Source organism: Pseudomonas sp. I2 (assembly GCF_040984075.1).
GTDB lineage: Bacteria > Pseudomonadota > Gammaproteobacteria > Pseudomonadales > Pseudomonadaceae > Aquipseudomonas > Aquipseudomonas guariconensis_B.
On the sequence record NZ_JBCGFQ010000008.1, the window covers coordinates 17,340 to 39,467 of the forward strand.

General features: G+C 64.0%; 21 protein-coding genes. 5 read left to right on the top strand and 16 right to left on the bottom strand.

What is annotated here, in order from left to right:
* Positions 1 to 590: 590 nt before the first annotated feature.
* Positions 591 to 938: a phage holin family protein gene (locus WCE05_RS05865; protein WP_368815591.1), complete on the bottom strand. Its 348-nt coding sequence runs from the start codon at positions 936 to 938 to the stop codon at positions 591 to 593.
* A 47-nt stretch (positions 939 to 985) separates the two neighbouring features.
* On the opposite strand from WCE05_RS05865, the gene WCE05_RS05870 reads away from it, so the two are divergent.
* From WCE05_RS05870 to fdxA, 4 genes are all read left to right on the top strand, one after another.
* Positions 986 to 1,351 carry a hypothetical protein gene (locus WCE05_RS05870; RefSeq protein ID WP_368815592.1) on the top strand — a complete coding sequence of 122 codons (366 nt, stop codon included), beginning with the start codon at positions 986 to 988 and terminating at the stop codon, positions 1,349 to 1,351.
* A 236-nt stretch (positions 1,352 to 1,587) separates the two neighbouring features.
* Positions 1,588 to 2,391: a tyrosine-type recombinase/integrase gene (locus WCE05_RS05875; protein WP_368815593.1), complete on the top strand. Its 804-nt coding sequence runs from the start codon at positions 1,588 to 1,590 to the stop codon at positions 2,389 to 2,391.
* Positions 2,392 to 2,441: 50 nt separating this feature from the next.
* Positions 2,442 to 5,012, top strand: a complete 2,571-nt coding sequence (gene mutS, locus WCE05_RS05880) for a DNA mismatch repair protein MutS (RefSeq protein WP_368815594.1) — start codon at positions 2,442 to 2,444, stop codon at positions 5,010 to 5,012.
* A 138-nt stretch (positions 5,013 to 5,150) separates the two neighbouring features.
* The gene (gene fdxA / locus WCE05_RS05885; RefSeq protein ID WP_225787361.1) at positions 5,151 to 5,474 is read left to right on the top strand and encodes a ferredoxin FdxA; all 324 of its coding nucleotides are present in this window, start codon (positions 5,151 to 5,153) and stop codon (positions 5,472 to 5,474) included.
* Between the two features lie 518 nt (positions 5,475 to 5,992).
* On the opposite strand, the gene rpoS is transcribed toward fdxA, so the two are convergent.
* From rpoS to WCE05_RS05925, 8 genes are all read right to left on the bottom strand, one after another.
* The gene (gene rpoS / locus WCE05_RS05890; RefSeq protein ID WP_253102049.1) at positions 5,993 to 7,000 is read right to left on the bottom strand and encodes an RNA polymerase sigma factor RpoS; all 1,008 of its coding nucleotides are present in this window, start codon (positions 6,998 to 7,000) and stop codon (positions 5,993 to 5,995) included.
* 107 nt (positions 7,001 to 7,107) lie between these two features.
* The gene (locus WCE05_RS05895) at positions 7,108 to 7,962 is read right to left on the bottom strand and encodes a peptidoglycan DD-metalloendopeptidase family protein (protein ID WP_253090653.1); all 855 of its coding nucleotides are present in this window, start codon (positions 7,960 to 7,962) and stop codon (positions 7,108 to 7,110) included.
* 181 nt (positions 7,963 to 8,143) lie between these two features.
* Positions 8,144 to 8,782, bottom strand: coding sequence for a protein-L-isoaspartate(D-aspartate) O-methyltransferase (locus WCE05_RS05900; RefSeq protein ID WP_225787463.1), 639 nt, complete (start codon positions 8,780 to 8,782; stop codon positions 8,144 to 8,146).
* Between the two features lie 38 nt (positions 8,783 to 8,820).
* Positions 8,821 to 9,570: a 5'/3'-nucleotidase SurE gene (gene surE, locus WCE05_RS05905; protein ID WP_225787359.1), complete on the bottom strand. Its 750-nt coding sequence runs from the start codon at positions 9,568 to 9,570 to the stop codon at positions 8,821 to 8,823.
* The gene (gene truD / locus WCE05_RS05910) at positions 9,558 to 10,616 is read right to left on the bottom strand and encodes a tRNA pseudouridine(13) synthase TruD (RefSeq protein ID WP_253079942.1); all 1,059 of its coding nucleotides are present in this window, start codon (positions 10,614 to 10,616) and stop codon (positions 9,558 to 9,560) included. Before truD ends, surE begins: the two co-directional genes overlap by 13 nt.
* Positions 10,613 to 11,086, bottom strand: coding sequence for a 2-C-methyl-D-erythritol 2,4-cyclodiphosphate synthase (gene ispF, locus WCE05_RS05915; protein ID WP_368815595.1), 474 nt, complete (start codon positions 11,084 to 11,086; stop codon positions 10,613 to 10,615). The genes truD and ispF overlap by 4 nt, the downstream gene beginning before the upstream one ends.
* A 131-nt stretch (positions 11,087 to 11,217) precedes the next feature.
* Complete coding sequence (fghA, locus tag WCE05_RS05920; protein WP_225787356.1) at positions 11,218 to 12,072, bottom strand: S-formylglutathione hydrolase; 855 nt, start codon at positions 12,070 to 12,072, stop codon at positions 11,218 to 11,220.
* Positions 12,073 to 12,080: 8 nt separating this feature from the next.
* Positions 12,081 to 13,193, bottom strand: a complete 1,113-nt coding sequence (locus WCE05_RS05925; RefSeq protein WP_368815596.1) for an S-(hydroxymethyl)glutathione dehydrogenase/class III alcohol dehydrogenase — start codon at positions 13,191 to 13,193, stop codon at positions 12,081 to 12,083.
* 108 nt (positions 13,194 to 13,301) lie between these two features.
* Between WCE05_RS05925 and WCE05_RS05930 the strand changes: the two genes are divergently transcribed.
* The gene (locus WCE05_RS05930; RefSeq protein ID WP_225787354.1) at positions 13,302 to 14,198 is read left to right on the top strand and encodes a LysR substrate-binding domain-containing protein; all 897 of its coding nucleotides are present in this window, start codon (positions 13,302 to 13,304) and stop codon (positions 14,196 to 14,198) included.
* Positions 14,199 to 14,292: 94 nt separating this feature from the next.
* Here WCE05_RS05930 and ispD read toward each other — a convergent pair whose 3' ends face one another.
* The 7 genes from ispD to WCE05_RS05965 all read right to left on the bottom strand — a co-directional run bounded on the left by ispD (position 14,293) and on the right by WCE05_RS05965 (position 22,103).
* Complete coding sequence (gene ispD / locus WCE05_RS05935; protein WP_225787353.1) at positions 14,293 to 15,000, bottom strand: 2-C-methyl-D-erythritol 4-phosphate cytidylyltransferase; 708 nt, start codon at positions 14,998 to 15,000, stop codon at positions 14,293 to 14,295.
* Entirely contained in the window at positions 14,997 to 15,278 is a 282-nt protein-coding gene (gene ftsB / locus WCE05_RS05940) for a cell division protein FtsB (protein WP_225787352.1), read from the bottom strand. The genes ispD and ftsB overlap by 4 nt, the downstream gene beginning before the upstream one ends.
* A 157-nt stretch (positions 15,279 to 15,435) precedes the next feature.
* Positions 15,436 to 16,725, bottom strand: a complete 1,290-nt coding sequence (eno, locus tag WCE05_RS05945; RefSeq protein ID WP_225787351.1) for a phosphopyruvate hydratase — start codon at positions 16,723 to 16,725, stop codon at positions 15,436 to 15,438.
* Positions 16,726 to 16,877: 152 nt separating this feature from the next.
* Positions 16,878 to 17,723 (bottom strand): 3-deoxy-8-phosphooctulonate synthase, encoded by an 846-nt coding sequence (gene kdsA, locus WCE05_RS05950; protein WP_225787350.1) that lies wholly within the window; start codon positions 17,721 to 17,723, stop codon positions 16,878 to 16,880.
* Between the two features lie 3 nt (positions 17,724 to 17,726).
* Positions 17,727 to 19,355 (bottom strand): CTP synthase, encoded by a 1,629-nt coding sequence (locus WCE05_RS05955; RefSeq protein WP_225787349.1) that lies wholly within the window; start codon positions 19,353 to 19,355, stop codon positions 17,727 to 17,729.
* A 269-nt stretch (positions 19,356 to 19,624) separates the two neighbouring features.
* Positions 19,625 to 20,920 (bottom strand): tRNA lysidine(34) synthetase TilS, encoded by a 1,296-nt coding sequence (gene tilS / locus WCE05_RS05960; protein WP_368815597.1) that lies wholly within the window; start codon positions 20,918 to 20,920, stop codon positions 19,625 to 19,627.
* A 235-nt stretch (positions 20,921 to 21,155) separates the two neighbouring features.
* Positions 21,156 to 22,103, bottom strand: a complete 948-nt coding sequence (locus tag WCE05_RS05965) for an acetyl-CoA carboxylase carboxyltransferase subunit alpha (protein WP_225787347.1) — start codon at positions 22,101 to 22,103, stop codon at positions 21,156 to 21,158.
* Between the last annotated feature and the right edge of the window lie 25 nt (positions 22,104 to 22,128).

The following is a 22,128-nucleotide window of genomic DNA, read 5'->3' on the forward strand; positions in this document are numbered from 1 at the left end:
GCCCACGGCACGTGCCTGGTGGCGTCGGCGCCGACGCGCCCGTCGGCTACCACCCGCCGCTGCAGGAGCGCGCCTGGCGAGACCAGCGCCCGTCCTGCTGATCGCATCCGCATTGACCACGAAGACGTTCTGCACCTTGGCACTGCGCCCAGCGCTGGGCTCCTTGGTGGCTTCTTCTGGTGACGCCTTCGCGCCCAACACCTGCCCAAGGACACCAATGCCGCTATCGACTACCGGGTTACACCTTCAATGAACAAATGGCGGGGGACCTCGCTAACGAACGAGGCGAGTTCTTCTTAGCCTGTGTCGAATGGCTGGCCGAAGCCGGCTACCTTTGCTTCAGAGATCAGTCGTACGGCAACGGGGTGCTGAATGCTGTGTTGACCGCCAAAGGCTTGGAGGCTCTGAAAGCGGTACCTGAAAGCCTCACCTCAGGCCCATCCTTAGGCGACCAACTCGTTGATGCCACCAAAAGCGGAACCAAGAGCATCCTTGGCAGCTTGGCGGGTGAAGTACTTTCGGTGGGCTCCCGCCTCGTAACCACCCACTTTGGTATACCGGGATAATTCACCACCATACTTACGGTCAGCTCATTGACCCGGTTCGCCACTGCGCGGCGGCATCTCGCAGACGCCCAGGCGCTTGGCGGCCCAGCGTTCGTACAAGCCGATGGCGACATCGGCACCCGCCATCGCAGTCAGGCAGCCGAATGCCGCCGAAGCCCAGATCGATGCGCCAACGGAGTACAGCAACATGATCGTTGCCATCCCGCAGACCACGCAGGCGCCAGACCGCAAGGCGATGCGTCGAACCAGCGCCCAGCCCCGGACGCCCGCTTTGTCCGCACGCCACATCTCACCGGATACCCCACCGACCAGGGCGAGGGTGATCACTAGCCAGACCGGCATCTCGGCAAGCGCTTGTTGCTCATTGGTCATGCGAGGCTCCAATATCCTTCTGATTACGATGATTTGGGGAAAGCAAAATGCAAATTTTCACTGTTGTGATGGCTCTACTTGGCATCATCGGCACTGCCTTTGGAATTTTGGTTGCCTGCATAGCCCTCACGCCCGATAAGCGGGCTGAGCTGAGAAGAATCCTGGGATCAATTTGGAAGCACCTGACCAAAACGGTAATCCCGGTGCTGATGGCATTGGTATGCGTTGTGGCTAACTGCTGGGAGATCTATCTGTTTAGCGTTCCTGACACTGCACCAAGCCGGGGAGAAATCCTGCTCATGTTGGTGAACATCTGGAACGCTGTCGCATACTTTTTCTTTGGCATGGTCCTATTTGTGTTCTGGCTCAAGGACATCATCAAAAAGGATTTCCCCTTTCAGGCGCAAACGTGAGCCATACAACTATGACAAGCCCCACCTGTGGTGGGGCTCGGTGCCTAAGGCACACTTTTCATATCGTGGCGCCTTTTTACCTGCCTCCGGAAAAACCGAAAAGGGGCTGTTTTCGGTTCGTCGCTTCGACGCTACTTCGGCGCATCCTCGGCGCACGCTCGGCGCATACTGACCCGACGAACGGTATGCAGCCGCACCCGCCCCGCACGTGCAGCAAGGATGGACAGCACCTGCAAGTGCAGCGCCTTGACCCAGTTGCGATAGGTACGGTCGCTGAGAACACCATCAAGCAATACGAGGCTGCCGCAGCAAAACTGAAGCACCACCTGGCCGAATTCGAGCCGCGCCAGGTACTTCCTCGGCATGTGGCGGCCCTCAAGCTGCATATGTCCGACACGCCGAACATGGCAAACCGGGTGATATCGTTCCTGCGGATGGTGTTCGCCTACGCCCTAGAGCAGCAGATCGTCGACTCGAACCCCTGCACCGGCATCAAGCGGCACGCAGAAAAGAAGCGGGACCGGTACATCACGGACGAGGAGTTCGCCGCGATCTGCGACGCATGCTCGCCGTACATTCGATCTATCCTGGAAATGTGCTACCTCACGGGGCAACGCATTGGCGATGTGCTGGCCATCAAGCTGTCGGACATCAGCGACAAGGGCATTGCTTTCAACCAGCAGAAGACCGGTGCAAAGCTCATCGTGGGCATGACCCCGGACTTGGAACAGCTAATCGCAAGGACCAAAGCCCTGCCCCGGAAGGTGCGCGGGCTCACGTTATTCTGCACCCGGGGCGGGGGCAAGCCGGTCTCCTACGAGACCGTGAAGGATGCCTTCAGGAAGGCTTGCAAAAAGGCAAAGGTCACCGACGCAACCATCCACGACCTGCGGGCCAAGTCGCTGACCGACACCGATAAGCAGGGCAACGATGCTCAGAAGCTCGGGGGGCACGCGGACGCACGGATGACAAAGCGGTACCTAAGACTCCGTGAAATTGACGTAGCACAGCCCCCAGCAATGCCGAAAAAAAGCCTGTAGTATTAGACGTTTCGCATTTGTCTAATAGACGTACAGCTTCAAGGCCTTGAATGTCTGACCTTTCCCAACATACCCCGATGATGCAGCAGTACTGGAAGCTGAAGAACCAGCACCCAGACCAGCTGATGTTCTACCGCATGGGCGATTTCTACGAGATCTTCTACGAAGACGCGAAGAAAGCCGCCAAATTGCTGGATATCACCCTGACTGCCCGCGGACAGTCCGCCGGCCAGTCGATCCCCATGTGCGGAATCCCGTTCCACTCGGTGGAGGGCTACCTGGCCAAGCTGGTCAAGCTCGGCGAGTCGGTGGTGATCTGCGAGCAGGTCGGCGACCCGGCCACCAGCAAGGGGCCGGTGGAGCGCCAGGTGGTGCGGATCATCACCCCCGGCACGGTCAGCGACGAGGCCCTGCTCGACGAGCGCCGCGACAACCTGATCGCCGCCCTGCTGGGCGACGAGCGGCTGTTCGGCCTGGCAGTGCTGGACATCACCAGCGGTAACTTCACCGTGCAGGAGATCAAGGGCTGGGAGAACCTGCTGGCCGAGCTCGAACGCATCAACCCGGTGGAACTGCTGATCCCCGACGACTGGCCCCAAGGCCTGCCGGCGGAAAAGCGCCCGGGCTGCCGTCGTCGCGCCCCGTGGGACTTCGACCGCGATTCGGCGCGCAAGAGCCTGTGCCAGCAGTTCGCGACCCAGGACCTCAAGGGCTTCGGTTGCGACAAGCTGACCCTGGCCATCGGCGCGGCCGGCTGCCTGCTGACCTACGCCAAGGAAACCCAGCGCACCACCCTGCCTCACCTGCGCAGCCTGCGCCACGAGCGCATGGACGACACGGTGATCCTCGACGGCGCCAGCCGCCGCAACCTGGAACTGGACGTCAACCTGGCCGGTGGTCGCGACAACACCCTGCAATCGGTCATCGACCGTTGCCAGACCGCCATGGCCAGCCGCCTGCTGACCCGCTGGCTGAACCGCCCGTTGCGCGACCTCAAGGTACTCAAGGCACGCCAGGACTCGATCCGCTGCCTGCTGGACGGCTACCGCTTCGAGAAACTGCAGCCGCAGCTCAAGGAAATCGGCGACATCGAGCGGATCCTCGCCCGCATCGGCCTGCGCAACGCCCGCCCACGCGACCTGGCGCGCCTGCGTGATGCCCTCGGTGCCTTGCCCGAGCTGCAGAACGCCATGGCCGAGCTGGAGGCCCCGCACCTGGCACGCCTGGCCGCGATCACCGGTACCTACCCGGAGCTGGCCAGCCTGCTGGAGCGAGCGATCATCGACAACCCGCCGGCGGTGATCCGCGACGGCGGCGTGCTCAAGACCGGCTACGACAGCGAGCTGGACGAGTTGCTGGCCATGAGCGAGAACGCCGGCCAATTCCTCATCGACCTGGAGGCCCGCGAAAAGGCGCGCACGGGCCTGGCCAACCTCAAGGTCGGCTACAACCGGGTGCATGGCTACTACATCGAGCTGCCGACCAAACAAGCCGAGCAGGCCCCGGCCGACTATATCCGCCGCCAGACCCTAAAGGGCGCCGAGCGCTTCATCACGCCGGAGCTCAAGGCCTTCGAAGACAAGGCGCTGTCGGCCAAGAGCCGCGCCCTGGCGCGAGAGAAGATGCTCTATGACGCCCTGCTCGAAACCCTGATCGGCCACCTGGCGCCGCTGCAGGACAGCGCCGCCGCCCTGGCCGAGCTGGACGTGCTGAGCAACCTGGCCGAGCGCGCCCTGAACCTGGACCTGAACTGCCCGACCTTCGTCGACGAGCCCTGCCTGCGTATCGAACAGGGCCGTCACCCGGTGGTCGAGCAGGTGCTGACCACGCCGTTCGTGGCCAACGACCTGGCGCTGGACAACAGCACACGCATGCTGATCATCACCGGTCCGAACATGGGCGGTAAGTCCACCTACATGCGCCAGACCGCACTGATCGTGCTGATGGCGCACATCGGCAGCTTCGTCCCCGCGGCGCGTTGCGAGCTGTCGCTGGTCGACCGCATCTTCACCCGCATCGGTTCCAGCGATGACCTGGCCGGCGGGCGCTCGACCTTCATGGTCGAGATGAGCGAGACAGCGAACATCCTGCACAACGCCACTGACCGCAGCCTGGTGCTGATGGACGAAGTCGGCCGAGGCACCAGTACCTTCGACGGCCTGTCACTGGCCTGGGCCGCCGCCGAGCGGCTGGCCCAACTGCGCGCCTATACCCTGTTCGCAACGCACTACTTCGAGCTGACCGTGCTGCCGGAGAGCGAACCACTGGTGGCCAACGTGCACCTGAACGCCACCGAGCACAACGAGCGCATCGTCTTCCTGCACCATGTGCTGCCGGGCCCTGCCAGCCAGAGCTACGGCCTGGCCGTGGCGCAGCTGGCCGGCGTGCCGACGGCGGTGATCCAGCGTGCTCGCGAACACCTGGGGCGGCTGGAAACCACCAGCCTGCCTCACGAGCCGCCCGCGACCAAGGCCAAGGGCGAGCCGCAGGTACCGCACCAGAGCGACCTGTTCGCCAGCCTGCCACACCCGGCCATCGAGAAGCTGGGCAAGCTGGACCTGGACGACATGACGCCGCGCCAAGCTATCGAAACGCTATATCAACTGAAAAACCTGTTATAACGGCTACCCGCGCAAGCTGGTAGAATCCGCCGCGGTTCCCGCTCGGGTGCAGGTTCATTAGCCTGGCCTGCTGCCACCGGGAACCGCGCTGCCCTGCAAGGAAGGGCACGCTGCCGTCGCCTGAGGAGAAAATTAGAAATGTCCTTCGTCGTCACCGACAACTGCATCAAGTGCAAATACACCGACTGCGTGGAAGTCTGTCCGGTGGACTGCTTCTACGAAGGCCCGAACTTCCTGGTCATTCATCCGGACGAGTGCATCGACTGCGCGCTGTGCGAACCGGAGTGCCCTGCCCAGGCCATCTTCTCGGAAGATGAAGTACCTGCGGGCATGGAACAGTTCATCGAGCTGAACGCCGAACTGGCGGAGATCTGGCCGAACATCACCGAGAGGAAGGATGCCCTGCCGGATGCCGAGGAGTGGGACGGCAAACCCGACAAGATCGAGCACCTGGAACGCTAACGCGTCTGAATCACGAGAAGGCCCTTTACGGGCCTTTTCTTTTAGCTCTTTTGGCCGCCAGGTTTGCCTGGCGATGCTTTATCGCAGGCAAAAAAAAGGGGCGGTTTGACCCGCCCACATTTTTTCCATAGTCCCTGATTGTCCCGTTCATCATCCTGATGAATCGCATCCTGCGATGTCCTTGGCCGTCATCCGTGAAAGCCTGTGCCAATCCGTCGGCACAGTTCGAATACTAGCCATTCCAGCTGGCCAGGCAAGGGTGAAAGCTCTCAAAACAATACGGTGGACATACTTCTTCACATCCAAAATATTCATATTTATCAGCAAGTTAAAAACACTCAACGTTTGAAAACGACAATGATTTACTGATCCCTACGGCAAAGGCTTACACAAGCTGTGAGCAATCTCCTACATGCAACGCCACGAGGGTAGCGAAAGAAACATTGGCTGATAGAGCCGCTGATTGATAGAAACAAAAACGCCCCGTCGTGTCGGGGCGTTTTTCATGACGGTCGCGGTTACTGGAACAGCGACTCGCTGGACAGGCCATTCTTCTCGAGGATCTCGCGCAGGCGCTTGAGGCCCTCGACCTGGATCTGCCGTACTCGCTCACGGGTAAGGCCGATTTCCAGGCCCACATCCTCCAGGGTGCTGCTCTCATGGCCCCGCAGGCCGAAGCGACGTACCACCACTTCACGCTGCTTGTCGGTCAGCTCGCCCAACCACTGGTCGATGCTCTGGGAGAGGTCGTCGTCCTGCAGCAACTCGCAAGGATCGGTGGGACGATCGTCGGTCAGGGTATCGAGCAGGGTCTTGTCGGAGTCCGGCCCCAGGGAAACGTCCACCGACGAAACCCGTTCGTTGAGCCCCAGCATGCGCTTGACCTCGGCCACCGGCTTCTCCAGCAGGCCGGCGATCTCCTCCGGCGAAGGCTCGTGGTCGAGCTTCTGGGTCAGTTCCCGCGCAGCACGCAGGTAGACGTTCAGCTCCTTGACCACGTGGATCGGCAGGCGAATGGTGCGGGTCTGGTTCATGATCGCCCGCTCGATGGTCTGGCGGATCCACCAGGTCGCATAGGTCGAGAAGCGGAAGCCGCGTTCCGGGTCGAACTTCTCCACGGCGCGGATCAAGCCGAGGTTGCCCTCCTCGATCAGGTCGAGCAGCGACAATCCGCGATTGACGTAGCGGCGGGCGATCTTGACCACCAGGCGCAGGTTGCTTTCGATCATGCGCTTGCGACCGGCGGGGTCACCTTTTTGCGACAGGCGCGCAAAATGCACTTCCTCTTCCGGAGAAAGCAGTGGTGAAAAGCCGATCTCGTTGAGATACAGCTGGGTGGCATCGAGCGCCCGGCTGTAATCGATGTACTTGTGTTGCTTGAGCGATGAGCCTTGTTTGGCCCTGGTCCGAACCGAAGGTACAGCAGGTTCGTCTGACACCACATCCGTTTCCAAAACGATGCCCGTCTCCATCAGGAGGACGTCATCGTCGATGTCAAACTCCGGCACTTCTTTGCTGAGAGCCATTGTTATAGTCCTTTGCTGAGTTCGAACTCAGGCTCGAGCGACACCTGTTCCCTGGTAACGCTGGAGCCTGTCCCCTCTACGTCAAAGGAACAGGCTGGGTACAACGATCAACGGCGTGGCAGGAACTGGAGCGGATCGACGGGTTTGCCCTGACGGCGAATCTCGAAATGCAGCTTCACCCGATCAGTGCCCGTGGACCCCATTTCAGCGATCGTCTGCCCTGCCTTGACCTGCTGCCCCTCCCGAACCAAAAGCCTGCGGTTGTGGCCGTAGGCGCTGACGTAGGTATCGCTGTGCTTGATGATGATCAACTCGCCGTAGCCCCTCAAGCCACTCCCGGCGTAGACCACTGTACCACCAGACGCAGCAAAAACAGGCTGTCCCAAATCACCGGCGATATCAATGCCTTTATTCAAACTACCGTTTGAAGCGAATTTACCAATCAGCACACCGTTGGCCGGCCAGGTCCAGCCCCCGGCGGTACGCTCTGCGGCGGGCACCGGCGTCACCACCGGCTTGCTCGCGGCAGGGGGTGGCGTGGCAGGCCTGGCAGTGCCCCCAGACGGTGGCGTGGTGGTCGCGACAGGGCGGCGGATGACGGTGGTCTTGCTCGATGAGGAGGGGCTGGATACCACCCTGGTGCTGCCGCCCACGCCGCTGCTGAAACGGATGGCCTGGCCCGGGCGGATGGTATAGGGCGCACCGATGTTGTTGCGCGCGGCCAGTTCCTTGTAGTCCCAGCCGTAACGGAACGCGATGGAATACAGGGTATCGCCGGGCCTGACGATGTACTGACCCGACGTCACGGTCGGGCGCTTGGGGACCGCGTTGCGATCGACCACACGGGCGCCGTTCGAGCCGCTGCTGGAGCAACCCGCGAGCAAGGCCCCCATGGCCAGCGCAATCACCAGAAGCTTGAAACCCGACCGATCCTTGCGCTGCCGAATGATTGTGTGACCCACCCGCGCTCCCCTTATGGTGCCGATAACCGATATGACGCTACGCAATGCAATATTGTTGCAATTATAAACGAGGCCACCCGGCTTGGGTGGCTTCATGCTCCGGGCCTTCGCCGCAGAGGCAGCCAGATAGACAGGGCCAGGGCCCGAGAATTCGTCGCCGCAGCAAATATTCCGCGTCCCCTCAGGCCAGCGGACCGTTGAGCAGCGGCACGAAACGCACGGAACCCAGGACCCGGCGGGAGAAACCGTGCTCCTCGCGCACGATGAGCATCAGTTGCTGCGCCTCGCCGGCCGCCCCCACTGGAATCACCATGCGCCCTCCCGGGGCCAACTGGTCCAGCAGGGCCTGGGGCACTTCCGCGGCCACGGCAGTGACGATGATGCCGTTGTACGGCGCCAGCGCCTGCCAGCCTTCGCAACCGTCGCCCCAGCGGAACACCACGTTGCGCAGGTTGAGCTCGACCAGGCGTTCCTTGGCCCTGTCCTGCAGGACCTTGATCCGTTCCACCGAGAACACCCGCTCCACCAGTTGGGCGAGGATCGCAGTCTGGTAGCCAGAGCCCGTGCCGATCTCCAGCACCTTGTCCAGCGGCCCGGCCTCCAGCAGCAGCTCGCTCATGTGCGCGACCATGAACGGCTGGGAGATGGTCTGGTTATGCCCGATCGGCAGCGCCGTATCCTCGTAGGCCCGGTGCGCCAGGGCCTCGTCGACGAACAGATGGCGTGGCGTGCGGCGGATGACCTCGAGCACATGGGTGTTCGAGACCCCTTCCTCGTACAGCCGCTGGATCAGCCGCTCACGCGTGCGCTGGGAAGTCATGCCGATGCCACGGCGCAGCAGATCGTCCTGTTCGCGCATCAGAGCAGTCCCTCCAGCCAGCCGTCCAGACGCTCGAAGGCGTCGTTGAAGGTGCGGTCCAGCTGCAACGGCGTGATCGAGACATAGCCCTGCATCACCGCATGGAAGTCCGTGCCCGGCCCACCGTCCTCGGCATCGCCGGCCACGGCGATCCAGTAGCCTTCCTTGCCCCGGGGGTTGACCACCTTGGTCGGCGCCGCCGCGCGCGCGCGGTGGCCGAGGCGAGTGAGCTGGATACCCCGGATGTGCTCCAAGGGCAGGTTGGGGATGTTGACGTTGAGCACGGTACGCGGCGGCAGCTCCAGGCGCGCCTGGGCCTCTACCAGGCGGCGGGCGATGTAGGCGGCGGTGGGCAGGTTGTCCGGCTGGCGCGACAGCAGCGAGAACGCCAGCGACGTGCCACCGAGGAAACGCCCTTCGAGCGCTGCGGCGACCGTGCCGGAATAGAGCACGTCGTCGCCCAGGTTGGCGCCCAGGTTGATGCCGGAGACGACCATGTCGGGCGTTTCCGGCAGCAGGCCGTTGAGCCCCAGGTGCACGCAGTCGGTGGGCGTGCCGTTGAGGCTGATGAAACCGTTGGCCAGGGTCTGCGGGTGCAGGGGCCTGTCCAGCGTCAGCGAACTACTGGCGCCGCTCTTGTCTTGATCCGGGGCAATCACCACGCACTCGGCATGATCCACCAGCGCAGCGTGCAGCGCGGCGAGGCCGGGTGCGGTAACACCGTCGTCATTCGAAATCAGAATACGCATGGGCTGTCCGTCTGCCCCGCCGGCACCAGATCGACAAGCTCGCGCACCACAACGGTGGCGAAGCATCCGGCCGGAAGGACGAATTCCAGTTGCAGGATATCAGGCTCGGGATAATGCCACGTCAGCCCGCCAATAGGGAGCCGCAGGATACGCCGCTCGTGCTTCATGTCCGCCAGGGCCAGCCACTGGCACAACGCCGGGTGCCGCTCGCCGATGGCGGTTTCCAGTGCCGCGCCAGCCCCGCCAGCAGGTGTAGAACCCGCGCCCCAGAGCGGCCCGGTGGGGTGAAGATCGAGAATGTCCAGGCGCGGATCGGCGCACTCCTGTTCGCCTGCCGCGAAGAAACTACGGCTGTCGGTGAAAGCCAGCAAATCACCGACCTGGGCCCGCTGCCAGCTGCCGTCGGCGACCCGTGCGGCCAAGACCTGGTTGAACAGGTAGCTGCGCGCCGCCGACAACAGGCGCGAACGCAGGTTGCGCTGCTCCGGCAGGGCCGCGCGGGCCGCCCAGTCCTGGGCGTCATGGACATTGCCACCGGCATGGCCGAAGCGCTGGCTGCCGAAGTAGTTCGGCACGCCCTGGCGCTTGAGTTGCTCCAGGCGAGCATCCAGGGCCTGGCGATCCGCCACCAGGGCGGTCAGGCGCAGGGTGAAGCCGTTGGCTGAATGGGCGCCACGCTGCAGCTTGCGCTGGTGGCGCACCCGCTTGAGCACGCGCAGGCTGGCGTCCTCGGCACGCGACAGATCAGGGTCGGCCTTGCCCGGCAGGTGCAGGCTGAACCACTGGCGGGTCAGGGCCTGGCGGTCCTTGAGCCCGGCGTAGCTGATGGCGCGCAGGGGCACGCCGGCAGCACGGGCCAGGCGGCGGGCAGCCTCCTCGGTGTTCAGGTCACGCTTTTCGACCCACAGCCAGAGGTGCTCGCCCTGGCCGGACAAGGGAATGTCCAGCACTTCGTCGACCTGGAAGTCTTCGGCCACCGCCTTGAGCACCGCGCTGCCCAACGCCTCGCCCGATGCACGCGGACCCAGCAGTTCCAGTTCGGTCATGCTGGCAGCAACAGGGCCACCGCGTGCACGGCGATGCCCTCCTCGCGGCCGGTGAAGCCCAGCTTCTCGGTGGTGGTGGCCTTGACGTTGACCTGGTCCAGTTGCACCTGCAAGTCTTCGGCGATCAGCTGGCGCATGGTCTCGATGTGCGGTGCCATCTTCGGCGCCTGGGCGACGATGGTGGCGTCGACGTTGCCGACCTTCCAGCCCTTGGCCTGGACGATGCCGACCACATGGCGCAGCAACACGCGGCTGTCGGCGCCCTTGAACTGCGGGTCGGTGTCGGGAAAATGCTTGCCGATGTCGCCCAGCGCCGCGGCGCCGAGCAGCGCATCGCTCAGGGCGTGCAACAGCACATCGCCGTCGGAATGGGCCAGCAGGCCGTACTTGTGGGGGATATGTACCCCACCCAGGGTAATGAAATCGCCGTCGCAGAAACGGTGCACATCGTAGCCGTGGCCAATACGCATAGAAAAACGCCCCGATTTGAGTCAGGGCGTGATTCTACCTGCTTTGCTCGACCTTGCGCGGATGCTCTTCCCTGCTCTGAGCTGCAAGCAAAAGCACATCGGCGGCGGACTGCTTTTCTTGCAGCTCGCGGCTAGACCCGGCCCAGCGCTACGGCGTGGTGGCGCAGGTGCTCGTCGATGAAGCTGGCGATGAAGTAGTAGCTATGGTCATAACCTGGCTGCAGGCGCAGGGTCAGCTCGTGGCCGGCCTTGCGTGCGGCTTGCTCCAGGGCCTCGGGTTTGAGCTGCTTTTCCAGGAAGTCGTCCCGGTCGCCCTGGTCCACCAGCAACGGCGGGCACTGGCCGGACGGTGTCTCGGCCAACAGCACGCTGGCATCCCACTCGCGCCAGCGTGAACGATCCTCGCCCAGGTAGCGGGAAAACGCCTTCTCGCCCCAAGGGCAGTCCATCGGGTTGCTGATCGGCGAGAACGCCGACACCGAACGATAGCGCCCCGGATTGCGCAAGGCGCATACCAGGGCGCCATGGCCGCCCATGGAGTGACCGCTGATACTGCGCTGGTCGGACGCCGGGAAATGCGCCTCGACCAGGGCGGGCAGCTCCTCCACCACATAGTCGTGCATGCGGTAGTGCTGGACCCAGGGTTGCTGGGTGGCATTGAGGTAGAAGCCAGCGCCCAGGCCGAAATCCCAAGCGCCGTCCGGATCGCCCGGCACCTGTTCGCCACGCGGGCTGGTGTCGGGGGCGACGATGATCAGCCCAAGCTCCGCGGCCAGGCGCTGGGCGCCGGCCTTCTGCATGAAGTTCTCGTCGGTGCAGGTCAGGCCGCTGAGCCAGTACAGTACCGGCAGCTTCTCGCCCTGCTCGGCCTGCGGCGGCAGGTAGACGGCGAACACCATGTCGCAGCCCAGCACCTTGGAACTGTGTCGGTAGCGCTTGTGCCAGCCGCCGAAGCTCTTCTGGCAGGAGATGTTTTCCAGGCTCATGGCAGACCTCAGAAGTGGATCACGCTACGGATGCTCTTGCCTTCGTGCATCAGGTCGAAGGCTTTGTTGATGTCCTCCAGGCCCATGGTGTGGGTGATGAAGGTGTCCAGCGGGATCTCGCCCTTCTGCGACATATCCACGTAGCTTGGCAGTTCGCTGCGGCCACGCACGCCGCCAAAGGCCGAACCGCGCCAGACACGGCCGGTGACCAGCTGGAACGGACGGGTGGAGATCTCCTGGCCGGCACCGGCCACGCCGATGATCACCGACTCGCCCCAGCCCTTGTGGCAGCATTCCAGGGCCGCACGCATCAGTTGGACATTGCCCACGCATTCGAAGGAGAAGTCCACGCCGCCGTCGGTGAGGTCGACGATGACCTCCTGGATCGGGCGGTCATAGTCCTTGGGGTTGACGCAATCGGTGGCACCCAGCTGGCGGGCGATCTCGAACTTGGCCGGATTGATGTCGACGGCGATGATGCGCGAGGCCTTGGCCTTGACCGCGCCGATGATCGCCGACAGGCCGATACCGCCCAGGCCGAAGATGGCCACGGTATCGCCGGGCTTGACCTTGGCGGTGTTGAGCACGGCGCCGATACCGGTGGTCACGCCGCAGCCGAGCAGGCAAACCTTCTCCAGGGGTGCGTCCTTGGCGATCTTGGCCACGGAGATTTCCGGCAGCACGGTGTACTCGGAAAAGGTCGAGGTGCCCATGTAGTGGAACAACTGCTGGCCCTTGTAAGAGAACCGGGTGGTGCCATCCGGCATCAGGCCCTTGCCCTGGGTGGCGCGGATCGCCTGGCACAGGTTGGTCTTGCCGGAGCGGCAGAACTTGCACTGGCCGCATTCGGGGGTATAGAGCGGGATCACATGGTCACCGACCGCCACCGAGGTCACGCCCTCGCCCACCGCCTCGACGACCGCCCCGCCCTCGTGGCCGAGGATCGACGGGAAGATGCCCTCCGGGTCGGCGCCAGACAGGGTGTAGGCGTCGGTGTGGCAGACACCGCTGGCCACCACGCGCAGCAGCACCTCGCCGGCCTTGGGCATGGCCACGTCCACTTCGACGATTTCCAGGGGTTTCTTGGCCTCGAAGGCAACGGCAGCGCGGGACTTGATCATCAAGGGTCTCCAGACAAGGGGAAGGATTCACGCTGGCAGTGTAATTCAGGGGCTTTTCGTGAATAATCCGGCTTGAGTCAAAACATTATTGCCATACAGGGATAATCCATGAGCAGTCGCTGGGAAGGCATCGACGAATTCGTCGCGGTGGCCGAGTCGGGCCAGTTCACCAGCGCGGCCGAACGCCTGGGGGTTTCCTCCTCGCATGTCAGCCGCCAGATCGCCCGTCTGGAGGAGCGCCTGCAGACCCGCCTGCTGTACCGCAGTACCCGGCGCGTGACCCTGAGCGAGGCCGGGCAGACCTTCCTGCAGCATTGCCAACGGCTGCAGGATGGCCGCGAGGAGGCCCTGCGTGCCATGGGCGACCTGGCCAGCGAACCCAAGGGGTTGCTGCGCATGACCTGCGCGGTGGCCTACGGCGAGCGCTTCATCGTGCCGCTGGTGACCCGCTTCCTGGCGCTCTATCCACAATTGCGGGTAGAAGTGGAGTTGAGCAACCGCACCCTTGACCTGCTGCATGAAGGCATGGACCTGGCGATCCGCCTCGGCCGCCTGCAGGACTCACGCCTGGTAGCCACCCGCCTGGCGCCGCGGCGCATGTACCTGTGCGCCTCGCCGGCCTACCTGGAACGCTACGGGCGGCCCCACAGCCTGTCGGAGCTGGCCCGGCACAACTGCCTGATTGGCAGTTCGGACATCTGGGTCCTGCAGCAGGACGGACGCGAGCTGAGCCAGCGCGTCCAGGGCAACTGGCGCTGCAACAGCGGGCAGGCGGTGCTGGATGCGGCATTGCTGGGGATGGGGTTGTGCCAGTTGCCGGACTACTACGTGCTCGAGCACCTCAACAGCGGGGCACTGGTGTCGTTGCTGGAGGCGCACCAGCCGCCGAATACCGCAGTATGGGCACTGTATCCGCAACAGCGGCACCTGTCGCCGAAGGTGCGCAGGCTGGTGGACTACCTCAAGGAAGGCTTGGCGCAGTTGCCGGAGTACCGGGCGGCATGAGGTGCCAGGGATTGCGCCTTTGCACAGTTCGGCAAATGCTGCGAAGCGGCCCCAAACGCCGCTAAAGATCTTAACTGACCCGCCAGAGGCTCGATCAGCGCCGGCTGGCCCAGCGCTGGCGCAACCATTCCAGGTCTTCCGGACGGGTCACCTTGATGTTGTCGCTGCGCCCCTCGACCAGTCGCGGTGCGTGGCCGGCCCACTCGATGGCGGATGATTCGTCGGTGACGACCACATCCGCCACCAGGCACTCGGCCAGCGCCCGGTGCAAGGCGCCGAGGCGGAACATCTGCGGGGTATAGGCCTGCCAGATGGTGCTGCGGTCCACCGTGGCGCTGACCCGCCCATTGCCATCGGCACGCTTGAGGGTGTCGCGCGCGGGTACCGCAAGTAAACCTCCCACAGGGTCGCCAGCCAATTCCGACAGGAGCCGGTCCAGATCGCTGCGTGCCAGGTTCGGTCGCGCGGCGTCGTGCACCAGTACCCAATCGTTGTCCGACGCCCCCTGGGCATGCAACAGCAACAACGCATTGAGCACCGAGTCGGCCCGTTCGCGGCCACCGGGCGCTCGCTGGATGCGCGGATCGCCGGCACAGCGCAAGCCGGGCCAGTACGGATCGTCGGCGGCGATACTGACCACCACGCCCTTGAGCGTGGGATGGTCGAGGAAACAGTCCAGGCTATGCTCGAGCAGGGTCTGCCCCCCCAGTTGCAGGTACTGCTTGGGGCGGTCGGCAGCCATGCGGGCACCAATGCCCGCGGCGGGAATCACGGCCCAGAAGGCCGGTAGTGTCTGGGTCATTTCTGCGGCAGCTGGTAGAGGGTTTCGCCCTCCTTGACCATCCCCAGTTCGTGGCGGGCCCGTTCTTCCACGGTTTCCATACCTTTTTTCAACTCCAGGACTTCGGCGTCGAGCACACGATTGCGCTCCAGCAGCCGCTCGTTCTCCGCTTGCTGCTCGGCAATCTGCTGCTTGAGCTCGGCCACGTGCGCCAGGCTACCGTTACCCACCCACAGGCGATACTGCAGGCCACCGAGCAACAGGAGCAGGACGAGGAACAACCAATAGGGACTGCGCATCAAGATATCCAGAGGTAAAAGGCCGCCGCAGCGAACTTCCAATAGCACGAAGCCTGGCCGAGGCCAGGCTTCGTCGACAGAAACCCGTAAGAAGCGTCTGACTGTTCAGTACGAACGTTCAGACAGCCTCGGCTGCTGCCTTTTTACCATCTCTTGCTCAGCCGCGAAACTCGGCACGACCGCGGTACACCGCCTTGGCCCCCAGTTGCTCTTCGATGCGCAGCAGTTGGTTGTACTTGGAGACGCGGTCGGAACGGCACAGCGAGCCGGTCTTGATCTGGCCGGCAGCGGTACCGACAGCCAGGTCGGCGATGGTCGAGTCCTCGGTTTCGCCCGAACGGTGCGAGATCACCGCGGTGTAGCCGGCGGCCTTGGCCATCTGGATGGCTTCCAGGGTCTCGGTCAGCGAGCCGATCTGGTTGAACTTGATCAGGATCGAGTTGCCGATGCCCTTCTCGATGCCTTCCTTGAGGATCTTGGTGTTGGTCACGAACAGGTCGTCACCGACCAGTTGCACCTTGGCGCCGATCTTGTCGGTGAGGATCTTCCAGCCAGCCCAGTCGGACTCGTCCAGGCCATCTTCGATGGAGATGATCGGGAAGCGCTCGGTCAGGCCCTTCAGGTACTCGGCAAAGCCTTCGGCGTCGAACGACTTGCCTTCGCCGGAGAGGTTGTACTTGCCGTCCTCGTAGAACTCGGAAGCCGCGCAGTCCAGGGCCAGGGTCACGTCGCTGCCCAGCTTGTAGCCGGCCTTCTCGACGGCCTCGGCGATGGCGCCCAGGGCGTCTTCGTTGGAGGTCAGGTTCGGTGCGAAACCACCTTCGTCACCCACGGCGGTGTTCAGGCCACGGGCCTTGAGCACGGCCTTGAGGTGGTGGAAGATCTCGGTGCCCATGCGCAGGGCGTCGGAGAAGGTCTTGGCGCCGACCGGCTGGACCATGAACTCCTGGATGTCGACGTTGTTGTCGGCGTGCTCGCCACCGTTGATGATGTTCATCATCGGCACCGGCATGGAGTACTGACCCGGGGTGCCGTTGAGGTTGGCGATGTGTGCGTACAGCGGCAGCTCCTGGTCCTGGGCAGCGGCCTTGGCGGCGGCCAGGGAGACAGCCAGGATGGCGTTGGCGCCCAGCTTGGCCTTGTTCTCGGTACCGTCCAGCTCGATCATGGCGCGGTCCAGGGCTTTCTGGTCGGCCGGGTCCTTGCCCAGCAGCAGGTCGCGGATCGGGCCGTTGATGTTGGCGACGGCCTTCAGCACGCCCTTGCCCAGGTAACGGCTCTTGTCGCCATCACGCAGCTCCAGCGCTTCGCGCGAGCCGGTGGAAGCACCGGACGGCGCGCAAGCGCTGCCGATGATGCCGTTGTCGAGCAGAACATCGGCTTCCACGGTGGGGTTGCCACGCGAATCGAGAACTTCACGACCTTTGATGTCGACGATTTTTGCCATTGTTGTAAGCACTCCAAAATTGACGAAAACAACGCAGCTTAGGAAATCCGGCCGTTCGCCAGGCAGTTCGTGAACGGGCAGGCCTGGCGAAGGCGACCCCTGACTCATCGGTCAGGGGTGGAACGTGCGGTACTTTACCGGAGAAATGGGCTTTACGCGGTTTCTACCGTCGGAAAACTTTTCACCAGGTCGTCCAGTTGCTTGAGCTGGGCCAGGAACGGCTCCAGCTTGTCCAGGCGCAGGGCGCAGGGACCATCGCACTTGGCGTTATCCGGGTCCGGGTGGGCTTCGAGGAACAGGCCCGCCAGCCCCTGGCTCATGCCAGCCTTGGCCAGGTCGGTGACCTGGGCGCGGCGCCCGCCGGCGGAGTCGGTGCGACCGCCCGGCATCTGCAGGGCGTGGGTCACGTCGAAGAACACCGGGTATTCGAACTGCTTCATGAGGCCGAAGCCGAGCATGTCCACCACCAGGTTGTTGTAGCCGAAGCTCGAACCACGCTCGCAGAGGATCAACTGGTCGTTGCCGGCCTCCACGCACTTGTCCAGGATGTGCTTCATTTCCTGGGGCGCGAGGAACTGTGCCTTCTTGATGTTGATCACCGCGCCGGTCTTGGCCATGGCCACGACCAGGTCGGTCTGGCGCGACAGGAAGGCCGGCAGCTGGATGATGTCGCAGACCTTGGCGACGGGCTCGGCCTGGTAGGGCTCGTGCACGTCGGTGATCACCGGCACCTTGAAGGTCTGCTTGATCTCCTCGAAGATCTTCAGCCCTTCTTCCATGCCCGGGCCACGGAAGGATTTGACCGACGAACGGTTGGCCTTGTCGAAGCTGGCCTTGAACACGTACGGGATGCCGAGCTTCTCGGTCACCCGCACGTATTCCTCGCAGACCTTCAGGGCCAGATCACGGGACTCCAGGACGTTCATGCCGCCGAACAGGACGAACGGCTTGTCGTTGGCGATCTCGATGTTACCGACGCGAATGATCTTCTGGGTCATGGATCAGGCCTTGTTCTTCTGTGCCAGGGCCGCCTTGACGAAGCCACTGAACAGCGGATGGCCGTCACGCGGGGTCGAGGTGAACTCCGGGTGGAACTGGCAGGCGACGAACCAAGGGTGGTCCTTGGATTCGACCACTTCGACCAGGGCACCGTCGCCGGAGCGGCCGGACACCAGCAGGCCAGCGTCGATCATCTGCGGCAGCAGGGTGTTGTTGACCTCGTAGCGGTGGCGGTGGCGTTCGACGATCACGTCCTTGCCATAGCATTCATGGACCTTGGAGCCACCGACGATCTGGCACTCCTGGGCCCCCAGGCGCATGGTGCCGCCCAGGTCGGAGGCTTCGGTACGGGTCTCGACGGCACCGGTGGCATCGGCCCACTCGGTGATCAGGCCGACCACCGGATGGCCGCTGTTGCGGTCGAACTCGGTGGAATTGGCGTCTTTCCAGCCCATGACGTTGCGGGCGAACTCGATGACCGCGACCTGCATGCCCAGGCAGATGCCCAGGTACGGCACCTTGTTCTCGCGGGCGTACTGCACCGCGGTGATCTTGCCTTCCACGCCGCGCAGGCCGAAACCGCCAGGCACGAGAATGGCGTCGGCGCCCTCGAGCAGGCTGGTGCCCTGGTTCTCGATGTCTTCGGAGTCGATGTAGCGCAGGTTGACCTTGGTGCGGTTCTGGATACCGGCGTGGCTCATCGCCTCGATCAGCGACTTGTAGGCATCCAGCAGTTCCATGTACTTGCCGACCATGGCGATGGTGACTTCATGCTCGGGGTTGAGCTTGGCGTCCACCACCTTGTCCCACTCGGACAGGTCGGCGCTGCCGCACTGCAGGCCGAAGCGCTCGACCACGAAGTCGTCCAGGCCCTGGGCATGCAGCACGCCCGGGATCTTGTAGATGGTATCGACGTCCTGCAGGGAGATCACCGCACGCTCTTCGACGTTGGTGAACAGGGCGATCTTGCGGCGCGACGAGGCGTCGACCGGGTGGTCGGAACGGCAGATCAGCACGTCCGGCTGCAGGCCGATGGAGCGCAGTTCCTTGACCGAGTGCTGGGTCGGCTTGGTCTTGGTCTCGCCAGCGGTGGCGATGTACGGCACCAGGGTCAGGTGCATCAGCATGGCGCGCTTGGAGCCCACTTCGACGCGCAACTGGCGGATCGCCTCGAGGAACGGCTGCGACTCGATGTCGCCGACGGTGCCGCCGATTTCCACCAGGGCCACGTCGGCATCGCCGGCGCCCTTGATGATGCGGCGCTTGATCTCGTCGGTGATGTGCGGGATGACCTGGATGGTCGCGCCCAGGTAGTCACCACGGCGCTCCTTGCGCAGCACGTGCTCGTAGATACGGCCGGTGGTGAAGTTGTTGTTCTGGGTCATGGTGGTGCGGATGAACCGCTCGTAGTGGCCCAGGTCGAGGTCGGTCTCGGCGCCATCGTGGGTGACGAACACCTCGCCGTGCTGGAACGGGCTCATGGTGCCGGGGTCGACGTTGATGTACGGGTCCAGCTTGAGCATGGTGACCTTGAGCCCCCGCGCCTCCAGGATGGCCGCCAAGGAAGCCGAGGCAATGCCTTTCCCCAATGAAGAAACAACACCGCCCGTGACGAATATGTAGCGCGTCATGAAAAACCCTAGAAGTCTGCGTTAAAGCGGCCAGCGCCGCCGGAGAAAGCGAAGGAAGGCCGAAGCCCCCGATCACCTGCGTCAATCACAGTGCATCTCGAAAAACTGCCGCGTCTGTACAGACCGGGGGCATCCCCGGCATGGAGCTCGCTCGTCATTTTAAGAATCAGCCCAGCAAAAAACTGCTTGGTAATCGGCAACTCCCGTGTTTTCGATGAACCCACAGAAGCTGTATCAAGAAGGGAGGGTAGTCTACCCGAATGTACCCTTCAGCTCAAACCTTGCACGTTCGTCGGCGGCTGCCAGCACAGGCGCACCGCGCCCTGCCCCGGCAAGGGCAGGTTGGCCAGCGCCAGCAGGCGCTCGCCCTGGTACAGCAGCGGCAGGCGCGGGCGCACGAAGTGCGGTACCTGCAGCTCGTTGAGCAGGCGCTTGAGGTCTCGTCGGCCACGGCCAGGCAGGTCGAGCACCTCGCCGCCCTGACGATAGGCGATGGACAATTCGCCAGGCGGGGCCTCGCCTGCCAGGTGCACGCTGCCGTTGCCGGGCAGCGGCAGCACCCCACCAGGATCGCCCCAACCATGCCGGCCCTGCACCGGCGCCAGCCAGGCGCCGCTCAACCACCAGATGCGGCCGTGGCTACGCTGCACCACTCCGTCGGCCAGGCACCATAGCGGCTGGCCGTCCGCCGCAGCGTCACGCAGGCACTCCCAGCCGGCCCAGTGCCGGCTGTCGGGCAGGCGTGTGCGGCTGCTCAGCCAGTATTGCAGGGCATTACGCTGGCGTGCGGGTGACAATGCTGCCAGCGTGGCCAGGTCGAGGGAGTCCAGGCCGAGCCAGGCGAATGGCGCCTGGCCGTGGGCCGCCACCAGGTCGGCGGCGGCCAGGTCGTCCAGCAGACCCAGCGCTTCGCCCAGGTGCTCGGCCGTGCGCGCCAGATTGGCGGCGGCCTGGGGCCAGCGCTGGCGCAGCAGCGGGAAGACCTCGCCACGCAGGTAGTTGCGGGCGAAGGCGGTGTCGGCGTTCGAAGGGTCCTCGATCCATGACAGCCCCCATGTTCCGGCATATTCAAGCAACGCGGCCCGCGTCACCGCCAGCAGCGGCCTGGCCAACCTGCCCTGCCCCAGCGGCCGCTGCACAGGCATGGCCGCCAGCCCGCGCAGGCCGGCACCACGCAGCAGGCGAAACAGCAGCGTCTCGGCCTGGTCTTCGCGGTGCTGGCCAGTGAACAGCACCTCGCCCGGCCCCAGTATTGCGGCGAAGGCGGCATAGCGGGCATCGCGGGCGGCCTGCTCGAGGCTGGCGCCAGGGGCGACCTGGACGCGGATCACCTTCAGTTCGATACCCAGGGCGGCGCAGATTGCCTGGCAATGACCCGGCCAATCGTCGGCGGCGGGCTGCAGGCCATGGTGGACGTGCACGGCACGCAGCGGTGGCGCGTCATGGGTACGGCGGTAGTCGGCCAGCAAGTGCAGCAAGACGGTGGAGTCGAGACCGCCGGAGAAGGCGACGCACCAGGCAGGGGCATTGAGCCAGGGAGAGAGGGAAGCGGTAAGGTCGATCATGAAGGCCTCGCACGTGAGCGGGGTAGCCCCATTACGCTGCCATTGGGGGCCGCTTCGCCCCTCGCCGGCAAGCCGGCTCCCACAGGGGCCAGCGGTGTTCAAACATCATCTGCCTGGCAGAAGCGCTTGTGGGCGCTTGGGGTTCACACATCGAGTGCCGGGTAGAGGATTCTGTGGGAGCCGGCTTGCCGGCGAGGGGCTGCAAGGCAGCCCCAGTGCCGCTCGACGGCTGGCCTTAGACGCCGTAGCTCATCAGGCGCTCGTACCGGCGCTCCAGCAGGGCGTCGTAGTCGAACTTGCCGAGCATGTCCAACTGCTCGACCAAATCGGCGCGGATGCTCTCGGACATCTTCGCCGGGTCGCGGTGGGCACCGCCCAGCGGCTCGTTGATGACTTTGTCGACGATGTTCAGGCTCTTCAGGCGCTCGGCGGTGATGCCCATGGCCTCGGCAGCATCGGCAGCCTTGTCGGCGGTCTTCCACAGGATCGAGGCGCAGCCTTCCGGCGAGATCACCGAGTAGGTGGAGTACTGCAGCATGTTCAGCTGGTCGCACACACCGATGGCCAGCGCGCCGCCCGAGCCACCTTCACCGATCACGGTGGCGATGATCGGGGTCTTCAGGCGCGCCATCACGCGCAGGTTCCAGGCGATGGCCTCGCTCTGGTTGCGCTCCTCGGCGTCGATGCCCGGGTAGGCGCCCGGCGTGTCGATGAAGGTGAGGATCGGCATCTTGAAGCGCTCGGCCATTTCCATCAGGCGGCAGGCCTTGCGGTAGCCTTCCGGACGCGGCATACCGAAGTTGCGGCGCACCTTCTCGCGCACTTCACGGCCCTTCTGGTGGCCGATGACCATCACCGGCTTGCCATCCAGGCGCGCGGTACCCCCGACGATCGCGGCGTCGTCGGCGAAATGGCGGTCGCCGTGCAGCTCTTCGAACTCGGTGAAGATGTGCTGGATGTAGTCCAGGGTATAGGGGCGGCGTGGGTGACGGGCCAGGCGGGCGATCTGCCAGCTGGTCAGGTTGCCGAAGATGCTTTCGGTGAGGGTGCTGCTCTTGTCTTGCAGACGGGCAATTTCATCGCTGATGTTCAGCGAGTTGTCGTTGCCCACCAGGCGCAGCTCTTCGATCTTGGCTTGCAGGTCGGCAATCGGCTGTTCGAAATCCAGGAAATTCGGGTTCATAGGCATCCGTCTTGGGTCTACGGCC